20 protein-coding genes are annotated in these 21,687 nt (G+C 47.0%); 11 read left to right on the plus strand and 9 right to left on the minus strand.

Annotation, left to right across the window (positions count from 1 at the left end):
- Window positions 1–243: 243 nt before the first annotated feature.
- The 7 genes from IRJ25_RS10425 to dnaA form a co-directional block, all read right to left on the minus strand.
- On the minus strand, window positions 244–1,233 hold the full coding sequence (locus tag IRJ25_RS10425) for an HD-GYP domain-containing protein (RefSeq protein ID WP_196431642.1): 990 nt from the start codon (window positions 1,231–1,233) through the stop codon (window positions 244–246).
- Between the two features lie 57 nt (window positions 1,234–1,290).
- Window positions 1,291–3,858, minus strand: a complete 2,568-nt coding sequence (gene gyrA, locus IRJ25_RS10430; RefSeq protein ID WP_015880210.1) for a DNA gyrase subunit A — start codon at window positions 3,856–3,858, stop codon at window positions 1,291–1,293.
- 22 nt (window positions 3,859–3,880) lie between these two features.
- On the minus strand, window positions 3,881–5,809 hold the full coding sequence (gene gyrB, locus IRJ25_RS10435) for a DNA topoisomerase (ATP-hydrolyzing) subunit B (RefSeq protein ID WP_074035264.1): 1,929 nt from the start codon (window positions 5,807–5,809) through the stop codon (window positions 3,881–3,883).
- 49 nt (window positions 5,810–5,858) lie between these two features.
- Window positions 5,859–6,977: a DNA replication/repair protein RecF gene (gene recF, locus IRJ25_RS10440; RefSeq protein WP_214784597.1), complete on the minus strand. Its 1,119-nt coding sequence runs from the start codon at window positions 6,975–6,977 to the stop codon at window positions 5,859–5,861.
- Between the two features lies 1 nt (window position 6,978).
- Window positions 6,979–7,194: a S4 domain-containing protein YaaA gene (yaaA, locus tag IRJ25_RS10445; RefSeq protein WP_015880213.1), complete on the minus strand. Its 216-nt coding sequence runs from the start codon at window positions 7,192–7,194 to the stop codon at window positions 6,979–6,981.
- Window positions 7,195–7,320: 126 nt separating this feature from the next.
- Entirely contained in the window at window positions 7,321–8,460 is a 1,140-nt protein-coding gene (dnaN, locus tag IRJ25_RS10450; protein ID WP_026824743.1) for a DNA polymerase III subunit beta, read from the minus strand.
- A gap of 196 nt (window positions 8,461–8,656) precedes the next feature.
- The gene (dnaA, locus tag IRJ25_RS10455) at window positions 8,657–10,036 is read right to left on the minus strand and encodes a chromosomal replication initiator protein DnaA (RefSeq protein WP_015880215.1); all 1,380 of its coding nucleotides are present in this window, start codon (window positions 10,034–10,036) and stop codon (window positions 8,657–8,659) included.
- Window positions 10,037–10,800: 764 nt separating this feature from the next.
- Here dnaA and rpmH point away from each other — a divergent pair.
- From rpmH to IRJ25_RS10475, 4 genes are all read left to right on the plus strand, one after another.
- Window positions 10,801–10,935, plus strand: a complete 135-nt coding sequence (gene rpmH, locus IRJ25_RS10460) for a 50S ribosomal protein L34 (RefSeq protein WP_015880216.1) — start codon at window positions 10,801–10,803, stop codon at window positions 10,933–10,935.
- A 154-nt stretch (window positions 10,936–11,089) separates the two neighbouring features.
- Window positions 11,090–11,434 carry a ribonuclease P protein component gene (gene rnpA, locus IRJ25_RS10465; RefSeq protein WP_015880217.1) on the plus strand — a complete coding sequence of 115 codons (345 nt, stop codon included), beginning with the start codon at window positions 11,090–11,092 and terminating at the stop codon, window positions 11,432–11,434.
- 104 nt (window positions 11,435–11,538) lie between these two features.
- Window positions 11,539–12,399 carry a membrane protein insertase YidC gene (gene yidC, locus IRJ25_RS10470; protein WP_015880218.1) on the plus strand — a complete coding sequence of 287 codons (861 nt, stop codon included), beginning with the start codon at window positions 11,539–11,541 and terminating at the stop codon, window positions 12,397–12,399.
- A 101-nt stretch (window positions 12,400–12,500) separates the two neighbouring features.
- Window positions 12,501–13,046: an HdeD family acid-resistance protein gene (locus IRJ25_RS10475; RefSeq protein WP_269318250.1), complete on the plus strand. Its 546-nt coding sequence runs from the start codon at window positions 12,501–12,503 to the stop codon at window positions 13,044–13,046.
- A gap of 13 nt (window positions 13,047–13,059) precedes the next feature.
- Here IRJ25_RS10475 and IRJ25_RS10480 read toward each other — a convergent pair whose 3' ends face one another.
- Complete coding sequence (locus IRJ25_RS10480) at window positions 13,060–13,818, minus strand: nucleotidyltransferase domain-containing protein (protein ID WP_159563193.1); 759 nt, start codon at window positions 13,816–13,818, stop codon at window positions 13,060–13,062.
- A gap of 172 nt (window positions 13,819–13,990) precedes the next feature.
- Between IRJ25_RS10480 and mnmE the strand changes: the two genes are divergently transcribed.
- The 5 genes from mnmE (at window position 13,991) to IRJ25_RS10505 (ending at window position 19,776) form a co-directional block, all read left to right on the plus strand.
- Window positions 13,991–15,370, plus strand: a complete 1,380-nt coding sequence (mnmE, locus tag IRJ25_RS10485; RefSeq protein ID WP_031424082.1) for a tRNA uridine-5-carboxymethylaminomethyl(34) synthesis GTPase MnmE — start codon at window positions 13,991–13,993, stop codon at window positions 15,368–15,370.
- Between the two features lie 15 nt (window positions 15,371–15,385).
- The gene (gene mnmG, locus IRJ25_RS10490) at window positions 15,386–17,272 is read left to right on the plus strand and encodes a tRNA uridine-5-carboxymethylaminomethyl(34) synthesis enzyme MnmG (protein ID WP_074035252.1); all 1,887 of its coding nucleotides are present in this window, start codon (window positions 15,386–15,388) and stop codon (window positions 17,270–17,272) included.
- A gap of 4 nt (window positions 17,273–17,276) precedes the next feature.
- Window positions 17,277–17,993 carry a 16S rRNA (guanine(527)-N(7))-methyltransferase RsmG gene (gene rsmG / locus IRJ25_RS10495; RefSeq protein ID WP_015880223.1) on the plus strand — a complete coding sequence of 239 codons (717 nt, stop codon included), beginning with the start codon at window positions 17,277–17,279 and terminating at the stop codon, window positions 17,991–17,993.
- A 79-nt stretch (window positions 17,994–18,072) separates the two neighbouring features.
- Window positions 18,073–18,957 carry a nucleoid occlusion protein gene (gene noc, locus IRJ25_RS10500; protein ID WP_015880224.1) on the plus strand — a complete coding sequence of 295 codons (885 nt, stop codon included), beginning with the start codon at window positions 18,073–18,075 and terminating at the stop codon, window positions 18,955–18,957.
- A gap of 36 nt (window positions 18,958–18,993) precedes the next feature.
- Window positions 18,994–19,776 carry a ParB/RepB/Spo0J family partition protein gene (locus IRJ25_RS10505; RefSeq protein WP_214784591.1) on the plus strand — a complete coding sequence of 261 codons (783 nt, stop codon included), beginning with the start codon at window positions 18,994–18,996 and terminating at the stop codon, window positions 19,774–19,776.
- Here the strand turns inward: IRJ25_RS10505 and yyaC are convergent.
- Window positions 19,749–20,375, minus strand: coding sequence for a spore protease YyaC (yyaC, locus tag IRJ25_RS10510; RefSeq protein WP_269318253.1), 627 nt, complete (start codon window positions 20,373–20,375; stop codon window positions 19,749–19,751). The genes IRJ25_RS10505 and yyaC overlap by 28 nt on opposite strands.
- Before the next feature lie 169 nt (window positions 20,376–20,544).
- Here yyaC and IRJ25_RS10515 point away from each other — a divergent pair, with 169 nt between their 5' ends.
- A complete protein-coding gene (locus IRJ25_RS10515; RefSeq protein WP_264093160.1) occupies window positions 20,545–21,486 on the plus strand; it encodes a mechanosensitive ion channel family protein in 942 nt (313 codons plus the stop codon).
- Window positions 21,476–21,679 (plus strand): DUF951 domain-containing protein, encoded by a 204-nt coding sequence (locus IRJ25_RS10520; RefSeq protein ID WP_047795718.1) that lies wholly within the window; start codon window positions 21,476–21,478, stop codon window positions 21,677–21,679. Before IRJ25_RS10515 ends, IRJ25_RS10520 begins: the two co-directional genes overlap by 11 nt.
- Window positions 21,680–21,687 lie beyond the last annotated feature (8 nt).

Below are 21,687 nucleotides of genomic sequence, written 5' to 3' on the forward strand. Positions count from 1 at the left end.
GGATCAAACTCTCCAAAGAATTTGATATAGCTCTTAAATTGACGAAGCTTGCGCTTCATTCAAAAATTGTAAAACTTTTTTTGCCTCATCGTTCAGTTTTCAAAGTTCGTCTGCCGCTCTTAGCGACTCATTTATAATAGCACCTGTAATTATATCCGTCAACTATAAAAAGAAAGTTTTTTAAAAAAGAATAAATAAAGACGATTCCATTTCATTTTGTTGAATGGAATCGCTAGTTTCTTCTTATTGAAATGCAACAATGCTCACATCGGTTAATCGCGATAAATCATATTCTTTCTCCCCTGTCGCTTCAAGCACAATCGGTTGTTCGACACGATTCGTATAGGCATATATCGTTCCTCGTACTCCACTGCTCAATAAAACAGGGCGACCGATTTCATAAAATCCAAGTAATGTCGCAAGAAGCGACAAAGCTTCTCCATCATAGGCTTTGTTCTGCCACATATAGAAATATGCTTCCTCTGGAGAGAGCGGCTTTCGGAACGTTCGGGGTGCTGTTAACTGACAGAAGCGATCGGCGACAATAAATAGAGGAGAGGCTGGATTCAACTCGCGTTCCGTCAGACGTTTTGGAAACCCGGATCCATCCAATCGCTCATGATGCTCGGTAATCAATTGATACACTCTTCCTCGTAACGTTTGAGTACTCGGGAGCATCGATGCCGAAACGAGTGGGTGTTGATACAATAGCTCCCGTTCCATTTTTGTGAAATAACGCATATGAGACCATTTCCGAATTTTAGCGTAGCTCGCATCTGCAAAATAAGAAGCAATCCCGTAATCAAATTGGAGTTGATGTTCGTCCCCTCGATATTTCGATAAGGCACGGGCGACGAGCGCTCGATAGACGGAATGGTAAATGACATGATTTTTCCGCAACGGCTGATGCGTAAAGAAATGAACGATCGCTGTAAGCGGAACTTCCTGACGAAATAGTTGATGAATGAATTCTAGACCTTCATATGGGTTAGGTGCGATCCGTTCTTCCCACTGATTATAATGCTTCTCATATTGAAGGACCTGATTACAGAGGCGCTGTTCTTCTTTAGACGTGAAGAGCTTCTGTTCAACAGGTGCGACATCGATATCTTCGATTTTTAAGAAACGGAGCAAACGTAAATGTTCATTGGTTAAGTGGATTCCGGCTTCTAAAGAAGAAACGGGTGACAATAGCGTCATCCCAACATGTACAGTGGATAAGTTCAAACGCACGCGAATCCCTCCTAATATATGAAAAGATCGAACGGAAACACCGTTCGACCTCTCGTCTTACTCATTCACATCAGACGATTCATCGGTTTCAGGTGCTTCATCCTCAAACCCATTCTCCAAATCGACTGCTGATTCCTCTTCTAACTCATCTTTTTTCAACTTTGCGATAGTCGCTAAACGATCGCCCTCTTCGATGTTCATCACTTTCACACCGCGAGTACTTCGACCCATTTGAGAGATCGTTTGTGAATCAATCCGAATCGCAACACCGAGTTCGGTCATCAGCATGATGTCATCGTCTTCATCAACGACACGCATCCCGACGACTGTTCCACGATCTGTCTTAATTCCGATGATACCGGAACCGCCACGACCTTGTGTGCGGAACTGTTCCATGGCCGTACGTTTTCCGTATCCTTTTTCAGTGATAATCAAGACGTCTTGCGTGGTGCGAACGATTTCCATCGAGACGACCAAATCGTCTTCCTTCTTCAATCGAATCGCGCGAACGCCTCGTGCCGTACGTCCCATCGAACGAACTTCTCCTTCGAGTGGGAAGCGAATCGACATACCTTGGCGTGTGACGATCAACATTTCATCGTCGCTCTTCGCTAAACGGACCGTGACGAGTTCATCTGTCTCATTCAAACTGATGGCACGTAGACCGTTTTTGTTGATTCGGGCGTATGCCGAAAGTGGCGAACGCTTAATCAATCCTTCTTTCGTGATGAAGACGAGAGACAACTGCTCGTCTGCTACTTCTTCAGACTCATCCTGTGTCTCTTCCGCTACCGTTTGGTTAGCCAAGTAACTATTGAAATCGACAGGAATCATCGTTTCGACTTTTTCACCTTTGTCGATTTGCAGCAAGTTAATGATCGGCATCCCTTTCGCGGTACGGCTCATCTCAGGAATTTCGTATCCTTTGAGACGGAAGACGCGTCCGAAGTTGGTGAAGAACAGGATGGTATCGTGTGTCGACGCGGAGAGCAGACGAAGCACAAAGTCTTCATCGTTCGTTCCCATACCTTGTTTCCCACGTCCACCACGGCGCTGTGTCCGATATGAATCCGATGGGATCGACTTGATATATCCTTCGCTCGTGAGCGTAATCATCATGTCGCGAACTGGGATCAAATCTTCGTCCTCGAGTTCAACGATATCCGTACGAATCACCGTACGACGAGCATCACCATATCGCTCTTTGATTTCGATTAACTCGTTACGAATGATATCGAGTAGCAATTCTTCGTCTCCGAGAATCGCACGAAGTTCTTCGATTAACGCTTTCACTTCACGATATTCGCCTTCAATCTTCTCACGTTCCAAACCAGTCAAGCGTTGGAGACGCATATCTAAGATTGCTTGCGTCTGTTCAGTCGAAAGTCCAAAGCGGGCAATCAACTTTTCACGAGCCTCGTCACCTGTGCGTGTGCTACGGATGATGGCGATGACTTCATCCAAGTGATCCAAGGCAACACGAAGACCTTCTAAAATGTGGGCACGTGCTTCCGCTTTGTCTAAATCGAATTGCGTCCGACGACGCACGACCTCTTTTTGGTGTTCGATGTAGTAATAGATTGCTTGTTTGATGTTCAACGTTTTTGGACGACCGCCTACAAGCGCGAGCATGTTAACACCGAACGTCGTTTGCATCGGTGTTTGCTTGTACAAGTTATTCAAGATGACACTCGCATTCGCGTCGCGGCGAACTTCAATCACGATGCGCATCCCGTTACGGTCTGATTCATCGCGTAAGTCCGTGATTCCCTCGATTTTCTTGTCGCGAACCAAATCGGCAATCTTTTCAACGAGACGCGCTTTGTTGACTTGGTAAGGAATCTCGTGCACGAGGATCCGTTCACGGCCATTTTTCAAGACCTCGATTTCAGCTTTCGCACGCATCGTAATCGATCCACGTCCAGTTTCGTATGCACGACGAATCCCACTACGTCCCAAAATCTCTCCCGCAGTCGGGAAATCAGGACCCGGGATATGTTGCATCAATTCTGCAATCGTGATGTCCGGGTTGTGAGAAAGCGCCAGTACACCGTCGATGACCTCGTTCAAGTTATGAGGCGGAACGTTCGTCGCCATACCAACGGCAATCCCGCTCGTCCCGTTCACAAGGAAGTTCGGGAAACGTGCCGGAAGTACGACTGGTTCTTTTTCTTCACCATCGAAGTTTGGTTGATAATCAATCGTGTTTTTTCCGATGTCTCGTACGAGTTCCATCGCAATTTTAGACATACGTGCCTCGGTATAACGCATCGCAGCGGCCGAGTCGCCATCGACTGAACCGAAGTTCCCGTGACCGTCGACTAATTCGTAGCGATAACTGAAGTCCTGAGCCATGCGGACCATCGTCTCATAAACGGCTGAGTCACCGTGTGGGTGGTACTTACCGATGACGTCCCCGACGACACGCGCCGACTTCTTATGTGGCTTGTCCGCGCGAATACCTAGTTCGTTCATCGCATATAAAATACGACGGTGAACCGGCTTTAATCCATCTCGCACGTCCGGAAGGGCACGTGATACGATGACGCTCATCGCGTAGTCCATGAACGACGTTCGCATCTCCTGGCTAATATTTATATCCTTGATATTTTCTTGTTCTGCCATTCGTTATTGCCTACCCTTCTTATTAAATATCGAGGTTCTTCACGTAATGGGCGTGAGATTGAATAAAGTCACGGCGTGGTTCGACGTTGTCACCCATGAGCGTTTCGAAGATTTCATCCGCTTCGATTGCATCTTGCAGGTCGACACGAAGCATCGAACGCGTTTCCGGGTTCATCGTCGTATTCCATAACTGTTCAGGATCCATCTCTCCAAGACCCTTGTAACGTTGAACGCTATAACGTGCATTTTCAGGAAGTTGTGCAATCGCTGCCTGCAACTCACGGTCGTTTTGAACGTAGATGGTTTCTTTCCCGTGCTTCACACCATAGAGTGGTGGTTGCGCGATATAAACATATCCACTTTCAACGAGTGGGCGCATGTAACGATAGAAGAACGTCAACAATAACGTTCGAATGTGCGCACCATCGACATCGGCATCGGTCATGATGATGAGTTTATGATAGCGCGCTTTCGATAAGTCAAACTCATCGGCAATCCCTGTTCCGAGAGCCGTGATGATGGTCCGGACTTCTTGGTTGGCCAAAATCTTATCAAGACGTGCTTTCTCAACGTTGATGATTTTCCCTCGAATCGGAAGGATGGCTTGGAAGTGACGATCACGTCCAGATTTCGCAGAACCTCCCGCTGAGTCACCCTCAACGATGTATAGTTCAGATTTCGATGCATCTTTTGACGAACAGTCTGCCAATTTCCCTGGCAATGAACTGACTTCGAGAATCCCTTTACGACGTGTCATCTCGCGTGCACGTTTCGCAGCAAGACGCGCACGTGCCGCCATCAAGCCTTTGTCGACAATGAGGCGGCCGACCGACGGGTTCTCGAGTAGGAATTGTTCGAACGTGTCGCTGAACAATGTGTCCGTTGCCGTACGCGCATCGGCATTCCCGAGTTTTGTCTTCGTCTGCCCTTCAAACTGAGGAGAAGGGTGCTTGACCGAAACAATCGCCGTCAATCCTTCACGGACATCATCCCCTGAGAGGCTACCATCGGCTTCCTTCATCAATCCGAATCGCTTCGCATAATCATTAATGGCACGGGTGAGCGCCGTCTTAAATCCAGTCTCGTGCGTCCCACCTTCATGCGTCGGAATGTTGTTCGTAAATGAGTAAATGTTACTTGCGAAACCTTCGTTGTATTGAAGCGCAATCTCGACTTCGATTCCGTCTTTCGTCCCGTGTACGTATACAGGCTCTTCATGAATCGACGCTTTTGAGCGGTTCAAGTGCTCGACATAAGACTTGATTCCGCCCTCATAGTGATAGTTCCGCTCAATCGTCTCGTCACTACGGTCATCTTTAGCCACGATTCGTAACCCTTTGTTCAAGAAGGCGAGTTCACGTAAGCGTGTCGCTAACAGATCAAAGTCATATTCGAGTGTTTCTTGGAAGATGTCCCCGTCTGGGAAGAAACGAACTGTCGTCCCTGTCGTGTCGGTCGTCCCGACGATTTCGAGTTCACCTTGTGGAACACCGCGTTTGAACGATTGGTAATATACGTTTCCATCGCGACGAACGAACACTTCAAGTTTCGTCGATAAGGCGTTAACAACCGACGCCCCGACACCGTGAAGACCACCTGATACTTTGTATCCGCCACCGCCGAACTTACCACCTGCGTGCAACACCGTGAAAATAACTTCAACGGCAGGTCGACCCGTTTTCTTTTGAACATCGACCGGAATCCCACGTCCGTTGTCTTCAACAACGATCGAGTTCCCTGGCTCGACCGTCACTGTGATCGTGTCACAATAACCAGCGAGCGCCTCATCGATTGAGTTATCGACAATCTCCCATACCAAATGGTGGAGACCGCGAGAGCTTGTGGAACCGATATACATCCCTGGACGTTTACGGACAGCCTCTAAGCCTTCAAGGACTTGAATCTGATCGGCGCCGTACGCTTGCAATTCTTTTTCATTTTCATTACTCATCGGTTATTTTCACCTACTATACATGATTTGGTGTTCCTTCTTGCCACGATTACACGGACTCCGTTTCAACCTCACCTTGTTTCACGTGAAACACTTTCGCTTGTTGAATGGTCTCATGTGCAATCCCGTCAATGTTTGTTGTAGTCAAAATCGTTTGTACTTTCCGTCCCATCGTATCGAGGAGATGGGTTTGGCGATGATCGTCAAGCTCAGATAACACATCGTCTAATAACAACAGAGGATATTCGCCTACTTCTTCATGAATCAATTCAATCTCAGCTAGCTTCAATGACAAGGCCGCCGTTCGTTGCTGACCTTGTGAACCGAACGTTTGAACGTTTCGATTGTTGACATACAATTCAAAATCGTCACGATGCGGACCAAATAAGGTCACACCTCTTCGTCGTTCGTTCTCTCTTATTTTATCAAACTTTTGACGATACGTTTCAAACATCTGTTCTTTTGAGAAGCGTTCTTTTTGGAACGTGTCGGAAACGTATTGAATCGTCAGTGTTTCGAGTTCTCTTGTGATTCCGGAATGGATGGGATTGGCCCATTTTTCGAGCTGGTCGATGAAGTGATAGCGTCTAATCACAATTTTTACGGCAAGTTCAATCAATTGATCCGTCAAGACTTCAAGTAACGTCTCGTCGCCACCTTTTGTGGATAACTGCTTCAACAAGGCGTTCCGTTGTTTCAACGTCTTCAAGTATTGATTGAGCTCGTGTAAGTACACCGGACTGACCTGACCGATTTCCATATCTAAAAATCGCCGTCTCCCTTGCGGACTGCCTTTCACGATGGCTAAGTCTTCTGGGGCGAACAAGACGACGTTAAATGCGCCGACATAGTCACTGAGACGACGTTGTTCCAAATGATTGAGCTTTGCTTTCTTGCCTTTAGGAGAAAAAGAGAGACTCTGCACCGATTCGCCCGTCCGTTTATGAATCCGTCCTTCGATACTCGCAGCATCGGCTTCCCAACCGATTAACTCACGGTCTTGTGTCGTCCGATGCGATTTTGCGAGCGCAAGTACGTAAATCGATTCGAGAAGATTCGTTTTTCCTTGGGCGTTCTCACCAATCAGAACATTCGTCTGTTCTGAAAAATCTAGCTCGAGGGTTTCGTAGTTGCGATAGTTTTGCAATCGGATCGACTTTAAATGCACGTCAGTTTCCCTCGATTTGATATTCCCCGAAGCCTTCGACTTCGATTGTATCTCCATCTCTTAATTTACGACCGCGGCGCTGGTCCTGCTCACCGTTCACTTTAATCATGACATCCTCTAAAAAGAACTTTGCTTGTCCCCCACTTGAGATGATATCTGCTAATTTTAAAAATTGTCCGAGCGTTACATACTCGGTTGTAATCGACACTTTTTCCATGTCGTCACTTCCTTTCTCACATGCTGATCTGAAAAAATCGCCATACATATTAGTTTATCGAAAATCGTCGAATAAGGCAAAAAGAGGGATGACAAGGCAAGACACCTCATCATCCCTATCCGCAGCTTACGATGTGCGGACTGGCAAAATCAGTTGAAGAACACTATCTTGTTCAACCGGTCGTAAAATGAACGGTCGCATCGAACCCGTGAACTGGATTTCGATTTCAGATGCATCGAGTGCGCGGAGCGCGTCCATCACGAATTTTGAGTTGAAGGAAATTTTTAGTTCTTCTCCTTCAAGCGACAGGATGCTGACACGTTCCGACACTTTTCCGACTTCCGGCGAGTGTGAAGAGACTTCAACTGCCGTTGTATCTTCCGCCACAAATTTAATGACGTTGTTGCGATCGGCGCGTGCTAAGAGCGATGCACGGTCAATGGCCTGTAAGAACTCTTTCGCATTCATCCGAACGGCTGTACGATATTCTTCCGGAATGAGACGTGACGTGTCTGGATAGGCACCGTCTAACAAACGAGAGAAGAATGAGATGTTTTTCATACGGAATAAAATTTGTTGGTCCGTTAAGACGATTTCAATCGGTAACTCTTCACGGTCGAGTAATTTTGCCAATTCGTTGAGTGAGCGGCCAGGAACGACGACATTTTGGAACGTCAAATCGTTATCTGTCTCAAAACGTGCACGACGAAGCGCCAGACGATGGCTATCGGTTGCGACACATGTAAGGAAGCCCTTCTCTGCTGAGAAGTTAACCCCTGTCAATACGGGACGTGTCTCCTGTGAAGAAACAGCGAAGCTCGTCTGACGGATGATGGTCTTCAATAGATCAGCCGGCAAATAGAAGCGACGATCACTCGCAAGTTCAGGTAGGCGTGGATATTCATCCGGGTCAAGACCGTTTAAATGGAACTCTGCTTGACCAGACTCAATGCGCGTCATGAAGTTCGGTGAAACTTCGAGTGTGACCTCGTTCGTCGGTAACTTCTTCACAATTTCTCCTAAGAAGCGTGCGTTCAACACGACGCTTCCAGCACGTTGAATTTGAATGAGTTCAATTCCACCCTCTTCGATTGGAATCAAGCGTTCAATCGAAATCTCGGTATCACTTCCTGTCAGTGTTAAGCCATCCGCATGTGCCTCAAGTTTCAAGCCTGTCAAAATTGGAATGGTCGTTCGTGAAGCCACAGCTTTTGATACGTCTTGTACGGCTTGCATGAATACATCTCGTTGAATCGTTAAATGCATGTGGATAATTCCTCCTAAGGTGAAATGAGTCCATTTCCTAATAATATAATAGTATTAATTAAGTCATAATAGTAATAAGGGCTGTGGATACTGGGGATAAGTCCCCTCAGTCATACGTGTTAAGCCATTTCGCCTGTGAATAACTTGTGGATAACTAAGGTGGTTTATCCACAGGATATCCACAGAGAATTCTTCATTAGTTAGAAAGTGCCTTCTTCAACGTTTGAATCGTCTCTTGCATTTCCACATCGTTCTTTAGAAGGGTGCTAATTTTTTCATGTGCATGAATCACAGTCGTGTGATCACGCCCTCCGAACTCTTCCCCGATTTTTGGTAACGAACTCTCCGTCATCTCCCGCGAGAGATACATTGCGATTTGACGTGGGAATGCCAACGTCTTCGTTCGCTTTTTCGAGTTCAATTCTTCTACTTGAATGTTGAAGTGTTGACCGACAACTTCTTGAATATCGCGAATGACAATTTTCTTCGCTTCCTGGACAGGCATGATATTATGAAGCGCTTCGGCTGCCACGTCCGGGTCGATTGGTCGTCCGACAAGTTTTGCATAAGCGACGACTCGTGTCAGTGCCCCTTCTAGTTCCCGAATGTTCGTATCGATTTGATTCGCGATATACAGCATGACTTCATTCGAGATATCAAGCCCTTCCGCGGTCGCTTTTTTGCGAAGAATCGCAATTCGCGTCTCAAGGTCCGGTGGTGTGATGTCTGTGATTAGGCCCCATTCAAAGCGTGAACGAAGTCGATCCTCTAGCGTCGGGATTTCTTTTGGTGGTCGATCACTTGAAATCACGATTTGTTTCTGATCGTTGTGCAATGCATTGAATGTGTGGAAAAACTCTTCTTGGGTTTGTTCTTTCCCTGCTAAAAACTGAATATCATCAATCAATAGTACATCAATGTTTCGATAACGGTTCCGAAACTCACCGGTCTTATTATCCCGAATCGAATTGATAAATTCATTTGTGAACTTCTCAGAAGAGACATAGGCAATGCGAGCCCCCGGTTTTTGACCTTTTACATAATGACCAATCGCATGCATCAAATGTGTTTTACCAAGTCCAACGCCTCCGTAAATGAAGAGCGGGTTATAGGCGCGTGCAGGTGCTTCAGCGACAGCAAGTGATGCGGCGTGGGCAAAACGGTTCCCCGATCCGATGACAAACGTCTCAAAAATGTATTTGTCATTCAGTTGACCAAGATCCCCTTCCTCTTTTGAAGGTAATAGCACGGGCTGTTCTTTTGTTTCTGTCACGGCGATGGACTCATTTGACGATCCATCCGCTGGAGCATACTTGTGTGCTTGAGATTCCTCGATGAAATGAATTTCAAGCTTGTTGTTTGTGATCTCTTCAACCGTATCTTGTAACAGAGAGAGATACTGTCGCTCTAACCACGTGACGATAAAACTGGCGGGTGCCGACACAACGAGCGTCGTTCCCATCAATGATATCCCCTCGGTTGATTTCAACCACATGTCAAAACTGGCTTTTGGAGTTCGTTCTTCTTCCTCGATTACCGATAAGACATTTCTCCAAATCTCGCGAGCATTCTTCAATGAAAGACCTCCTTTACTCACATGTTGGGTAAAACTTATTCACACGATATACACATACACTATTCTATAGTAGAAACTAGGGTTATCCCCAGAGAACAAAAACTGTGGATAAAGTTATCCACATAGTGTTCATTATGGGGATAACACTTATCCACAGCCTGTGTATATCTTGGAATCACGAATTGTTCATCCACAAGTTTGTGCACATTCAGTTTAGCAAAATAAAATAGACGTGGCAATGCTTTTTGGTATTTATCCACAGATAAAGAAAAGTATCCACACCCACTTATCCACATGCTGTGTGTTTTGTGGATAACCTGTGGATATATTGTGGATAAAGCACTAATGATGGAATGTGAGATGAAAAAGTTATACACAAAAGAGGAAGAAGTGAAATGAAAGATTGTTTTTGTAAAAGAAGAAAATGAAAAAATAAAGAATGAGAATATGAAAAAAGAGGAGTTATTCACATATAAATGTGGATAACTTCGAGATTTTGTGGATAAAATGGCTCAACGTGGCTATTTATAAAGACCGTTTATAAAATACGTAAAGGTTGTGTATACATTCATCCCCTACTCGTCTTTCGGATAAGGATCGAATCCATGTGGATGAATGCTTTCTGAGTGCCTCATTCTACGAATTCGAAAACCATCCGAAAATACATTGACAATTGTTGAATCGATTTATATAATCTTAAAGACTGCCTTAAATGAAACTATAACTTGCTAATAGAGCGTTAATCTTGAGGAGGTGCTGTAACCATGAAACCAACTTTCAACCCTAACAACCGTAAGCGTAAGAAAGTTCACGGATTCCGTGCACGCATGGCGACTAAAAACGGTCGCAACATTCTTGCTGCTCGTCGTCGTAAAGGCCGTAAAGCCTTGACTGTATAATTCTGAATGAAGATTGCCCGGGGATCCTTTCCTCGGGCAATTTTTTAGTTTGTCACAGAAACGTAGTATTTCATGGATTCTCCCTCGTTCAAATGATGTGGATATGATATGATGTTAGTTGACGATTTTTGAAGCGAAGGATGGAGTGAGAATTTTGAAAAAAGAATACCGCCTGCAAAAGAATGAAGAGTTCCAAGCGGTGTTTCGCGAAGGACGCTCCGTGGCCAATCGTCAGTTTGTCGTCTACACGCTCAAAGCGGATCAAACGCATTTCAGAGTGGGTCTTTCCGTCAGTAAGAAACTTGGAAATGCTGTGGAACGGAACCGGATGAAACGATTGATGCGTGAGTCGCTTCGCTTGCTCGAACCAAACGTTGCACCGAATGATTATGTCATCATCGCTCGAAAACCTGCGACCGCATTGACGCAGTCGGAAGTGACCGAGAGTTTGAAACACGTATTCAAACGGGCCAAGGTTTGGCAAAAGCAGGGCCGGTGACCATGACAATCTGAATTTGTTCTCTCATATAATTAGAGTCTGATAAGATTGCCCGATCGACGTGTGCGTTAAAAAGAATTGATAAAGAAAGCGTAGGAGGAACTATGAGCAAAAAGCTAAAATTAGGATTACTCGCTGCCATGACCGCGGTCATCATGCTGATGGCAGGCTGTGTGGATCCGTCTACCATCCAAGCCGAACCAGTAACGGCTGACACAGAAGGTTTCTGGGCGAAGTACTTTGTATGGCCGCTCGCATGGCTTTTGAAGGAAGTTGCTTACTTGGTCGGTGGCCCGTGGCAATACGGGATTTCAATCATCATCGCGACGATTATCGTCCGGTTATTGATTCTCCCACTCATGATCAAGCAGACGAAGAGTATGGGTGCGATGCAAGTGTTGCAACCAGAAATGCTGAAGCTTCGTGAAAAGTACAGCTCAAAAGACCAGGAAACACAACGTAAACTCCAAGAAGAGATGATGAAGCTTTATCAGGAATACCAAATCAACCCGCTCGCGGGATGTTTGCCGATCTTGATTCAAATGCCGATTCTCTTCGCATTCTATGATGCGATTCGCCGTACACCTGAGATTTTCGAAGCGAACTTCTTATGGTTCGACCTCGGTGCTCCGGATCCAACGTTCGTCTTGCCGATCTTAGCGGCAATCTTGACGTTCGCACAACAAAAAATCTCAATGGCGGGTCAAGAACAGAACCCGCAGTTGAAGATGATGCTTTATATCTTCCCGGTTATGATCTTCGTCATGTCGATCAACCTTCCAGCTGCCCTTTCGTTATACTGGGTAGTCGGTTATATCATCTCGATCATCGTCACGATGGCAATCATGCTCCCGATGCGTGAGAAGATGAAGGTTGCGGCTGAAGCGAAAATCGCTGCGAAAGAAGCAGAGCGTGCAGCGCTTGCTGAAGAAGAAAAGAAAAACAAAAAGAAAAAGCGTAAATAATCGCTAAGCTGAGTGTCTTCTGACGCTCAGCTTTTTTTGTGGGATTGCAAGCCGGTCAGAGGGGAATAGAGATAGAAACGGGTAAACGGAGGTGTGGGAAAATGGAGGCATTCATTCAGCGTTTGGAACGTTCGACGTTATGGCAAGCGGTCATTTATTTTGTACTTGGTGTTCTCATTTTGTTATATCCTCGATTTTTCTTTGATGTCATGGTGTATGTCATTGCCGGTTATTTAGCAATCATGGGGATTTGGATGATCTTTCAAGGGTTGCGTCGACGTCAGGGAGGGTTGCCACCCACTTTCTTTATGGGTCTCATCTATTTGATTTTGGCAGCGGTCGTCTTTTTCTTCGCAGAGACGCTAGCTAGTCTTCTCCCGATTTTGATCGGATCCTTGTTCTTATTCGGTGGAATTATCCGTCTGATTCAGGCACTCGGTTACCGTCAATCGATGTCGGGACGATGGCTTTGGTTTTTGATTGGAAGTCTATTGTGGATAGGTGTCGGGATTCTCATGTTGACGAATCCGTTCAGTAGCCTACTTGTCTTGTTCCAACTGTTCGGCGGCATTCTCATCGCCATCGCGATACTGGAACTGTTCCTCTATTTCACGATTCGTTCGACGAAACGCCAAGCAAGATACTAAAAAACAAGCCGCCCTATATGCCAGGACGGCTTGTTTCTCGTTGAATCAACTGTTCCATGAACGGTCCGAACACGTTGTAGCCAGGTAGTGATGTGAAAAAAGTTTGCTCTACCTGAAGTCGCTCCAGATAGATGTGGGCGGCTTTTTCGTGTGAGGCGGGGGTCAAATGGTCATAAAATGAGCGGAGGTCGATTTTTTGTCGCTGCGTCACATCTTTTAAACCAAGGGAAGCCCGGTCCGGTGTGTGGTGAGCGGCTAACACATATGCGAAATGGACCATTCCTTGCCGGAGCATCTCCGTTGCCCACATCGCGTTGCCTCGATTGCGTGATTTTGTATATTGGAAAAAGAACCACACGGTATCGAACGCATGGTCACTGATTGCCGCTTCGTCTAATTGCAAGGAAGTGGCGTGTCTAGCAAGTCGCTGTTGTGGGTCGTAGAGCACATGAATCGAGTCTTGATGATTCAACGTCTCTTGCGTGACCGTGAACAGGTCGAGGTGAAGAAAATCATCAAAGACGGCGATGAGTTGTGGAGCGACGATGTGAATCTCGTCTTTTAACAGAATCGGACGATAGGCGGTTACATGCTCGAGGCGTCTAGATAGAAAAGAGACCTCTTCATCGGGGTGTACCATGACATAGAGGTCGATATCTGAATGTTCATCGGCTTCTCCCCGACCGAATGAACCCTTCATAAAAATCGCTTGAACCGCTTCATCGTGCTGTAATCGTTCGGTGATGATTCGGATTGCGTCTTGCTGTTTCATCTTTAGATCATCTCTCTCCTATGTAAATATATTTCTTTATTGTACGAAAACGATGAGTCGAATGGCAATGACTTTATCAATGGTCCAACTCTTTCGTTCAAGTCGAATATCGTGTATAGTAGGTTCGTTATGCATATGATAGAAGAAGATGTTTAGGTTTGGAGGGAGAAAGATGCTAGAGTTTGACACGATTACAGCGATTTCGACGCCGATGGGTGAAGGTGCCATCGGGATCGTCCGACTATCGGGCGATTTGGCGGTCGAAACGGTGAACAATGTGTTTTCTGGGAAAGACTTAACAACAGTCGATTCACATACGATTCATTATGGAACGTTAAAATATCCTAATACGGGCGAAATCGTCGATGAAGTCATGGTCAGTATTATGCGCGCACCGAAGACGTTTACGCGAGAAGATGTCGTCGAAATCAATTGTCACGGAGGCGTCGTAGCGGTCAATCGTGTCCTTGAGCTCATTCTCGATCAACCCGACATCCGTTTGGCAGAACCGGGCGAGTTCACGAAGCGCGCCTTTTTAAATGGCCGAATCGATTTATCTCAGGCGGAAGCCGTCATGGATCTCATTCGAGCGAAGACGGACCGGGCCATGAACGTTGCGATGGCGCAAATGGAAGGACGTTTGTCACGCCTCGTTCGCGAGTTACGTCAACAGTTGCTCGAGACGATTGCGGCGGTCGAGGTCAACATCGACTATCCAGAGTATGACGCAGAAGAGATGACCCAGGCCATCGTCGAAGAGAAAGCGGGCGAGGTCAAACGTGTCCTCGAACAGTTACTCGAGACAGCGCGACAAGGGAAAATCTTACGTGAAGGCTTGGCCACGGCAATCATCGGTCGACCGAACGTCGGAAAATCTTCTTTGATGAACACGCTCGTTCAAGAGACAAAAGCGATTGTCACCGAAATTGCCGGTACGACACGTGACACAATTGAGGAATACGTCAACGTGAAAGGTGTTCCGCTCAAATTGATCGATACGGCAGGGATTCGCGAAACGGAAGATATCGTGGAACGAATCGGTGTGGAAAAGTCGAGAAAAGCGTTAGAAGCGGCAGATTTGGTCCTTCTCGTCTTGAACGGACATGAGGGATTGACTGTCGAGGATGAGGCGTTATTTGAGGCAGTTAAAGGAATGAATGCCATCATCATCATCAACAAGACAGACTTGCCACAAAACATGGATTCTTCTAAGCTAGAGAAACTAGCGGCAGGACGTCCAATTGTGGCGACATCGCTCTTGCTAGATGAAGGAATCGATGCCCTTGAAGCGGCCATCGCAAATCTATTCTTCGCAAAAGGTGTCGAGTCACAGGATATGACGTATATCTCAAACGCTCGACACATTCAGTTAATCAAACGAACGATTGGTCAAATTGATGAGGCGCTCGGTAGTGCCGTCATGAATATGCCGATCGACATGGTTCAAATCGATTTACGTCGTGCGTGGGATACGCTCGGTGAAATCAATGGAGATACCGTACAGGAGAGCTTGATTGATCAGCTCTTTTCACAGTTTTGTCTTGGGAAATAATAAGGAGGAACGAATATGGCTTATACGGCAGGCGAATTTGACGTCATCGTCATCGGGGCCGGACACGCAGGGATTGAATCAGCACTCGCATCTGCTCGAATGGGCGCGAAAACAGCGATGCTCACCATGAACCCTGATATGGTCGGATTCATGTATTGCAACCCATCAATCGGTGGGCCGGCGAAAGGGATCGTCGTACGTGAAATCGATGCGCTCGGCGGCGAGATGGGGCGTGCGATTGACGCGACATACATCCAAATGAAGATGCTCAACACATCGAAAGGGCCGGCGGTACGTGCGCTACGTGCACAGGCGGACAAATTCCAATACCAAAATCACATGAAGAAAGTGCTAGAAGACGAGCCGAATTTACTGCTTCGTCAGGCGCTAGTCGAACGTTTGTTGATTGAGGACGGAGAAGTACGTGGCGTGGTAACGAACACAGGTTCAGAATATCGCGCGAAAGCGGTCATCGTCACAACGGGAACGTTCATGCGCGGTCAAATCATCATCGGGGAATTGGCATATGAAAGTGGCCCGAACAACCAAATGCCTTCGGTCGAGCTATCGAAGCATCTAGAAGAGCTCGGTCTCGACTTAGTTCGATTCAAAACGGGAACACCGCCACGAATCGACGGCAAGACGATCGATTACTCGAAGACGGAGATTCAACCAGGAGACGAGAATCCATCATTCTTCTCGTACACATCGACGGACTTGGATCCGATCGAACAAATCCCATGCTGGCTCACGTACACGAGTGAGCGCACGCACCAATTGATTGATGAGAACTTGCATCGCTCACCGATGTACTCGGGTGCGATTAAAGGAACGGGACCACGTTATTGCCCATCGATTGAAGATAAGGTCGTTCGCTTTAATGATAAACCGCGTCACCAAATCTTCTTAGAGCCAGAAGGTCGCGATACGGAAGAAATCTATGTCCAAGGCTTTTCGACGAGTATGCCAGAAGACGTGCAACATCAGATGCTTCGCACGATCCCGGGTCTTGAAAATTCAGAGATGATGCGTCCCGGTTATGCGATTGAATACGATGCGGTCGTACCGACACAGCTTTGGCCAACTCTCGAAACAAAAGCTGTCCCAGGTCTTTTCACAGCGGGACAAATCAACGGGACGAGCGGGTACGAAGAAGCGGCTGGACAGGGCATCATGGCGGGAATCAACGCCGCATGCAAAGTGCTCGGAAAAGATCCGGTCATCTTGGACCGTTCGCAAGCGTACATCGGCGTCTTAATCGATGACCTCGTGACGAAAGGTACGAACGAACCGTATCGCCTTCTCACATCACGTGCCGAATACCGTCTTTTGTTGCGTCATGACAATGCGGACTTGCGACTCAGCGACATCGGGTATGAGATCGGCTTACTTTCAGAAGATCGTCACACTCACCTCAACGAGAAACGTGTAGCGATTGAAAAAGAAGTGAAGCGACTTGCGTCACTTGTCGTCAAACCGACACCTGAAGTCAATGCGATGCTCGAATCGGTCGGTGCGCACCCGCTTAAAGAAGCGACGCATGCCAACATCTTGTTGAAACGTCCGGAAGTATCTTATGAAGCACTCATGACGGTCGTTCCGTCAACGGAAGAATTGTCGTATGAAGTGAAAGAGCAAGTCGAGATTCAAGTGAAATATGAAGGCTATATTTCCAAACAGCTTGAACAAGTCGAGAAGATGCGTCGCATGGAAGAAAAACGAATCCCAGAAAACTTGGATTATGATGCGATCGGTGGTCTCGCGACAGAAGCGAAACAAAAACTAAAACAAGTTCGTCCTCTTTCGATCGGACAAGCGTCCCGTATCTCAGGCGTAAACCCGGCAGACGTGTCAATCTTGCTCGTCTATATCGAACAGGGACAATACGCAACGGTGGAGTGAAACGATGAACGAATCTCAATTTATTGAAGCGTTACGAGCTGAAGGGTTTGAACTGAGTGAGACACAACTCAGTCAGTTCAAACGTTACTTCGAAATGCTCGTCGAATGGAACGAAAAAATGAACTTAACGGCCATCACGGACCGAGAGGAAGTATATTTGAAGCACTTCTATGATTCGCTCAGCGCAGCGTTTCATTTCGATTTCACGAAAGTCGAAACCGTATGTGATGTCGGGGCAGGAGCGGGATTCCCGAGTCTTCCGCTTAAAATTTTATTCCCACACTTACACGTCACGATCATCGATTCGTTAAACAAACGCATCACCTTCTTGAACGAATTGGCCCTCGCCCTCGGGCTCGAAGGTGTCGCGTTCCATCATGGTCGCGCTGAAGAGTTCGGAAAAAATAAAAAGTTCCGCGAACAGTTTGACGTCGTCACAGCGCGTGCGGTTGCCCGCATGACCGTGTTGGCGGAATACTGTTTGCCCCTCGCGAAAGTAGGCGGAAGCTTCGTCGCGCTTAAAGCAGCCAAGGTTTCTGACGAGATGGCAGACGCCAAAAACGCTTTAGCCGTTCTAGGTGGGAAAGAAAAAGCGACACACCAGTTCCTATTGCCAGGAGAGATGAGTGAGCGTAATATCGTAGTTGTAGATAAACTACGAAAAACGCCCGGGAAATATCCGCGTAAAGCGGGAACACCGGCGAAAGAGCCACTTATCTGATGATGTCGTTTCACGTGAAACAAAAGCAGATTCCAGTGGTGGAGTCTGCTTATTTTTTTACATAAAGGGGTGCCCGACGTTGAAGAATAGATTTGCGAAATTGTTCGGTGTGAATCGAAAAGACGAAGTTGCCGTGACGCAGATTGCGGAAGTTCGAGCGGATGACACGGTACAAGAACTCTCGTTATCACGGTTGCGTCCAAACCGTTATCAACCGCGTAAAGTGTTCGAACCGGCAAAAATTGAAGAGTTGGCAACGACGATTTCGGAACATGGACTCCTTCAACCAATCGTGGTTCGAAAGGCAGATGGGGACTGCTATGAAATCATTGCCGGGGAGCGTCGTTTCCGTGCGGTGAAATCGCTTGGTTGGTCAGCGATTCCGGCAATCGTTCGCGATATGGACGATGATACGACGGCTGCACTCGCCTTGATTGAAAACTTGCAGCGTGAGCAGTTAAGCCCGATTGAAGAGGCGGAAGCATATGATCGTTTACTCGCCTTGAACGGTTTGACGCAAGATGCGCTCGCGAAGAGTCTAGGCAAGAGTCAATCCACGATTGCCAATAAGTTGCGCTTGTTAAAATTGCCGGAGGATGTGAAGCAGTCGCTTCGCGATCGTCGGATCAACGAGCGACATGCGCGTGCGTTGTTGCCGTTGAAGGAAGAAGGATTGCAACTTCAAGTGCTCGCAGAAGTGTTAGAACAGGATTTTAACGTCAAGGAGACAGAAGAACGCGTCGCCTTTTTAACAACACCGATCGAAGAAGAGAAGCGAAAGCCGAAAAAACAACGTCGTCGGACGAAAAGTTTTGCGCGTGACACGCGAATCGCCATCAACACGATTCGTGACTCAATCGATTTGATTGGGAAAACAGGGATTGACGTCCAAACTGAAGAAGTAGACGAAGAGGAATTTGTTGAAATTCGAATTCGCATCCCGAAAGCGCGGCCTCAAAAATGAGTCCGTGCTTTTTTATACAATGAAGGAGGTTTGTAGATGGAACGATTAGCATTAAAATTCATTCGCCCAAACCCGAATCAGCCCCGGAAACAATTTGAGGTGGGAAAATTAGAAGAGTTGCGTCAATCCATTGAGCGATATGGCGTCCTACAACCAATCGTCGTTCGAAAAGCGACAGGATACTATGAAATCATTGCCGGGGAACGACGGTTTCAGGCGGCGAAGCTCGCTGGGAAAGAAGACATTCCTGCCCTCGTCGTCACGGCGGACTCCGATCGCGTCATGGAGTTGGCGCTGATTGAAAACATTCAGCGGGCAGACTTGAATGCCATCGAAGAGGCTGTCGCCTATGAACAGTTGATGCAGACGCTAGGTCTGACGCAACAACAGTTGGCCGATCGCGTCGGGAAGAGCCGCAGTCATGTGACGAACAGTCTTCGCCTCCTTCGATTGCCGAGTGCCGTCCAGCATGCGGTCATGGTCGGAGATTTGACGATGGGACATGCACGTGCCATCACGGGTATGAAATCGGAACAAGCGATGGAACAGATTGCGAAACGGGTCATTGCCGAGCATTGGACGGTCCGTCGCCTCGAGCGTTACTTACAAAAAGAGCGCACAGAAAAAAAGACGCTGAAGCGATCGAACGCCGATATCGAAGCGGTCGAAGCGGTGCTTGCGGAGCGTCTTCAGATGGATGTGTCGATTCGTCCGCGCCGAAAAGGCGGCGTCCTCGAGTTGAAGTATTTTTCACAAGACGACTTGGAACAATTGTTGACGTTATTATCGCCTCAAGACTTTGATTCATCTCGTGACTGACGAAGACGCGTGATGGCCGCCTCTTCGTGATGCAGGCGCCCGATCCGTGTATCAAAATCGGCGAATCCGTCTGTGATGAAACGTGCGAGTTCATATACAAGATGGAGACGGGTATTCTGTAGAATCATCATCTCCATGAATCCACTTACGTTCACGACGGCTTTAATATTGTAAGCGCCGACTGTCGGAAGTTCTTTTTGGACACCGGCCCCTGGAGCGAGCGGACCTTCCGAAAAGAAGACATAACCGACACTTGATAAACGTCCGAGACAGGCGTCGATAGCGATAATGAGCGGTTGATGGAAGCGCGTTTGAATCTCATGTAACGTTTCCACCAAATTGAGTGCGTGTACAGGCTTCGTTAATGTGCCGTATACATGTAAATTTCGGATATGACGTTCTTCTAAAAACGTTCCGACGAGCGGACCGAGTGAATCACCGGTCGAACGGTCCGAACCGATGCAAACAAGGACGATGGGGCGATGGATTTCATTGACCAACTGTTCATGAAGCTGGTCCGCAAGCAATCTGGATCCACTCCGCTCAGTGTGTTCAATGAAGAAAGAGTATGGTTTATGAGGTTTTAAGCGAAACGGCATGAATCTCATCCTCTCTTCTAAGCTGCCTATTCCTAGTTGCAGTTGGGGGATTGATCTCGTATTAACCCATTCCCAAAAGTGGAAAACTTCTAACTTCCGAATGCAGTGTTTGAGAAAAGTCGTGAAATATGTTTTGATAATTTAGAATCTACGACTTTGAGGTGAAAAGATGGCTTCGCAAAATACAGAAAAAGATTTAAATACGGTTGCCGATGAGACAATCGACAGCGTGAACCGATTCGTGGAGTATTTTAAAGATACAGACATGTGGATTGGTTTAGGGATCAAGCTCGCCGGTGTGGCGCTCATCATCCTTGGTTTATATATCGCAACACGCATTTTGACAACGATGGTCGAGCGTGTGTTTACGCTCCGCAAAATAAAAGAACATGATATCGTCGCCCAGCGACAGAATGAAACGTTATTAAAATTAGCCCAAAACACAATCCGCTATGTGATCGGGTTGATTATGGTCTTGACGGTGCTCGGACAATTCGGTGTGAATATCGCCGGTTTGATTGCATCAGCCGGGGTCGCGGGTCTTGCAATCTCATTCGGGGCACAAAGTTTGGTGAAAGACGTCATCACAGGGGCGTTCATCATCTTTGAAAACCAATACAAGAACGGGGATTACGTCAATTTGAACCAACAAGTCGACGGGACGGTCATCGAGGTCGGAATCCGGACGACGAAGTTAAAAGGATTAAACGGACAAGTGACGATTATTCCGAACGGACAAATCTTACAAGTGACGAACTACTCGCTTGAAAACAGTGTCGCCGTTGTCGATATTGGGGTTGCGTACGAAGAAGATATGTCAAAAGTAGAGCAAGCGCTCAAGGAAATTGCGAAAATGGTCGAAGCACGCTATCACGACTTGTTCATCAAGCCAATCGACTTGGCTGGAGTGCAGTCGCTCGGACCATCGGAAGTGGTGTACCGATTAATGGCGGAAGTGCCGCCGACCCAGCACTTCGCAGCTGGTCGAATTTTGCATAAAGAGTTAAAGGCTGGACTTGACGAGCGGGGGATTGAAATTCCATACCCACGTACGGTCATGATGCCACCGAACTCGGCTCCTAAAGGAGGAGAAGCAGAAAATGCAAAGTAAAACCTATGCATTGAACGATATTGTGGAAATGAAAAAACCACATGCCTGTAAGACGAACCGTTGGCAAATCACGCGTGTCGGGATGGACATTCGAATCAAGTGTCAAGGCTGCGGAGCCAGTGTGCTCATGCAACGCCGTGATTTCGATAAGCGATTCAAGAAAGTGCTTGAACAAGGGAACGCCGCCGAATAAGCGGCGTT

Origin of the sequence: Exiguobacterium sp. KJ 601 (genome assembly GCF_027161185.1) — a bacterium.
GTDB classification, from domain to species: Bacteria; Bacillota; Bacilli; order Exiguobacteriales; family Exiguobacteriaceae; genus Exiguobacterium; species Exiguobacterium profundum.

Bases quoted from the DNA above. Each gene is read 5' to 3' on its own strand.
- mnmG (WP_074035252.1), top strand. From the start codon at position 15,386: ATGGCTTATACGGCAGGCGAATTTGACGTCATCGTCATCGGGGCCGGA.
- dnaN (WP_026824743.1), bottom strand. From the start codon at position 8,460: ATGCATTTAACGATTCAACGAGATGTATTCATGCAAGCCGTACAAGAC.
- IRJ25_RS10520 (WP_047795718.1), top strand. From the start codon at position 21,476: ATGCAAAGTAAAACCTATGCATTGAACGATATTGTGGAAATGAAAAAA.
- mnmE (WP_031424082.1), top strand. From the start codon at position 13,991: ATGCTAGAGTTTGACACGATTACAGCGATTTCGACGCCGATGGGTGAA.
- yidC (WP_015880218.1), top strand. From the start codon at position 11,539: ATGAGCAAAAAGCTAAAATTAGGATTACTCGCTGCCATGACCGCGGTC.
- gyrA (WP_015880210.1), bottom strand. From the start codon at position 3,858: ATGGCAGAACAAGAAAATATCAAGGATATAAATATTAGCCAGGAGATG.
- IRJ25_RS10475 (WP_269318250.1), top strand. From the start codon at position 12,501: ATGGAGGCATTCATTCAGCGTTTGGAACGTTCGACGTTATGGCAAGCG.
- rsmG (WP_015880223.1), top strand. From the start codon at position 17,277: ATGAACGAATCTCAATTTATTGAAGCGTTACGAGCTGAAGGGTTTGAA.
- yyaC (WP_269318253.1), bottom strand. From the start codon at position 20,375: ATGCCGTTTCGCTTAAAACCTCATAAACCATACTCTTTCTTCATTGAA.
- IRJ25_RS10480 (WP_159563193.1), bottom strand. From the start codon at position 13,818: ATGAAACAGCAAGACGCAATCCGAATCATCACCGAACGATTACAGCAC.
- IRJ25_RS10505 (WP_214784591.1), top strand. From the start codon at position 18,994: ATGGAACGATTAGCATTAAAATTCATTCGCCCAAACCCGAATCAGCCC.
- rpmH (WP_015880216.1), top strand. From the start codon at position 10,801: ATGAAACCAACTTTCAACCCTAACAACCGTAAGCGTAAGAAAGTTCAC.
- gyrB (WP_074035264.1), bottom strand. From the start codon at position 5,809: ATGAGTAATGAAAATGAAAAAGAATTGCAAGCGTACGGCGCCGATCAG.
- IRJ25_RS10515 (WP_264093160.1), top strand. From the start codon at position 20,545: ATGGCTTCGCAAAATACAGAAAAAGATTTAAATACGGTTGCCGATGAG.
- yaaA (WP_015880213.1), bottom strand. From the start codon at position 7,194: ATGGAAAAAGTGTCGATTACAACCGAGTATGTAACGCTCGGACAATTT.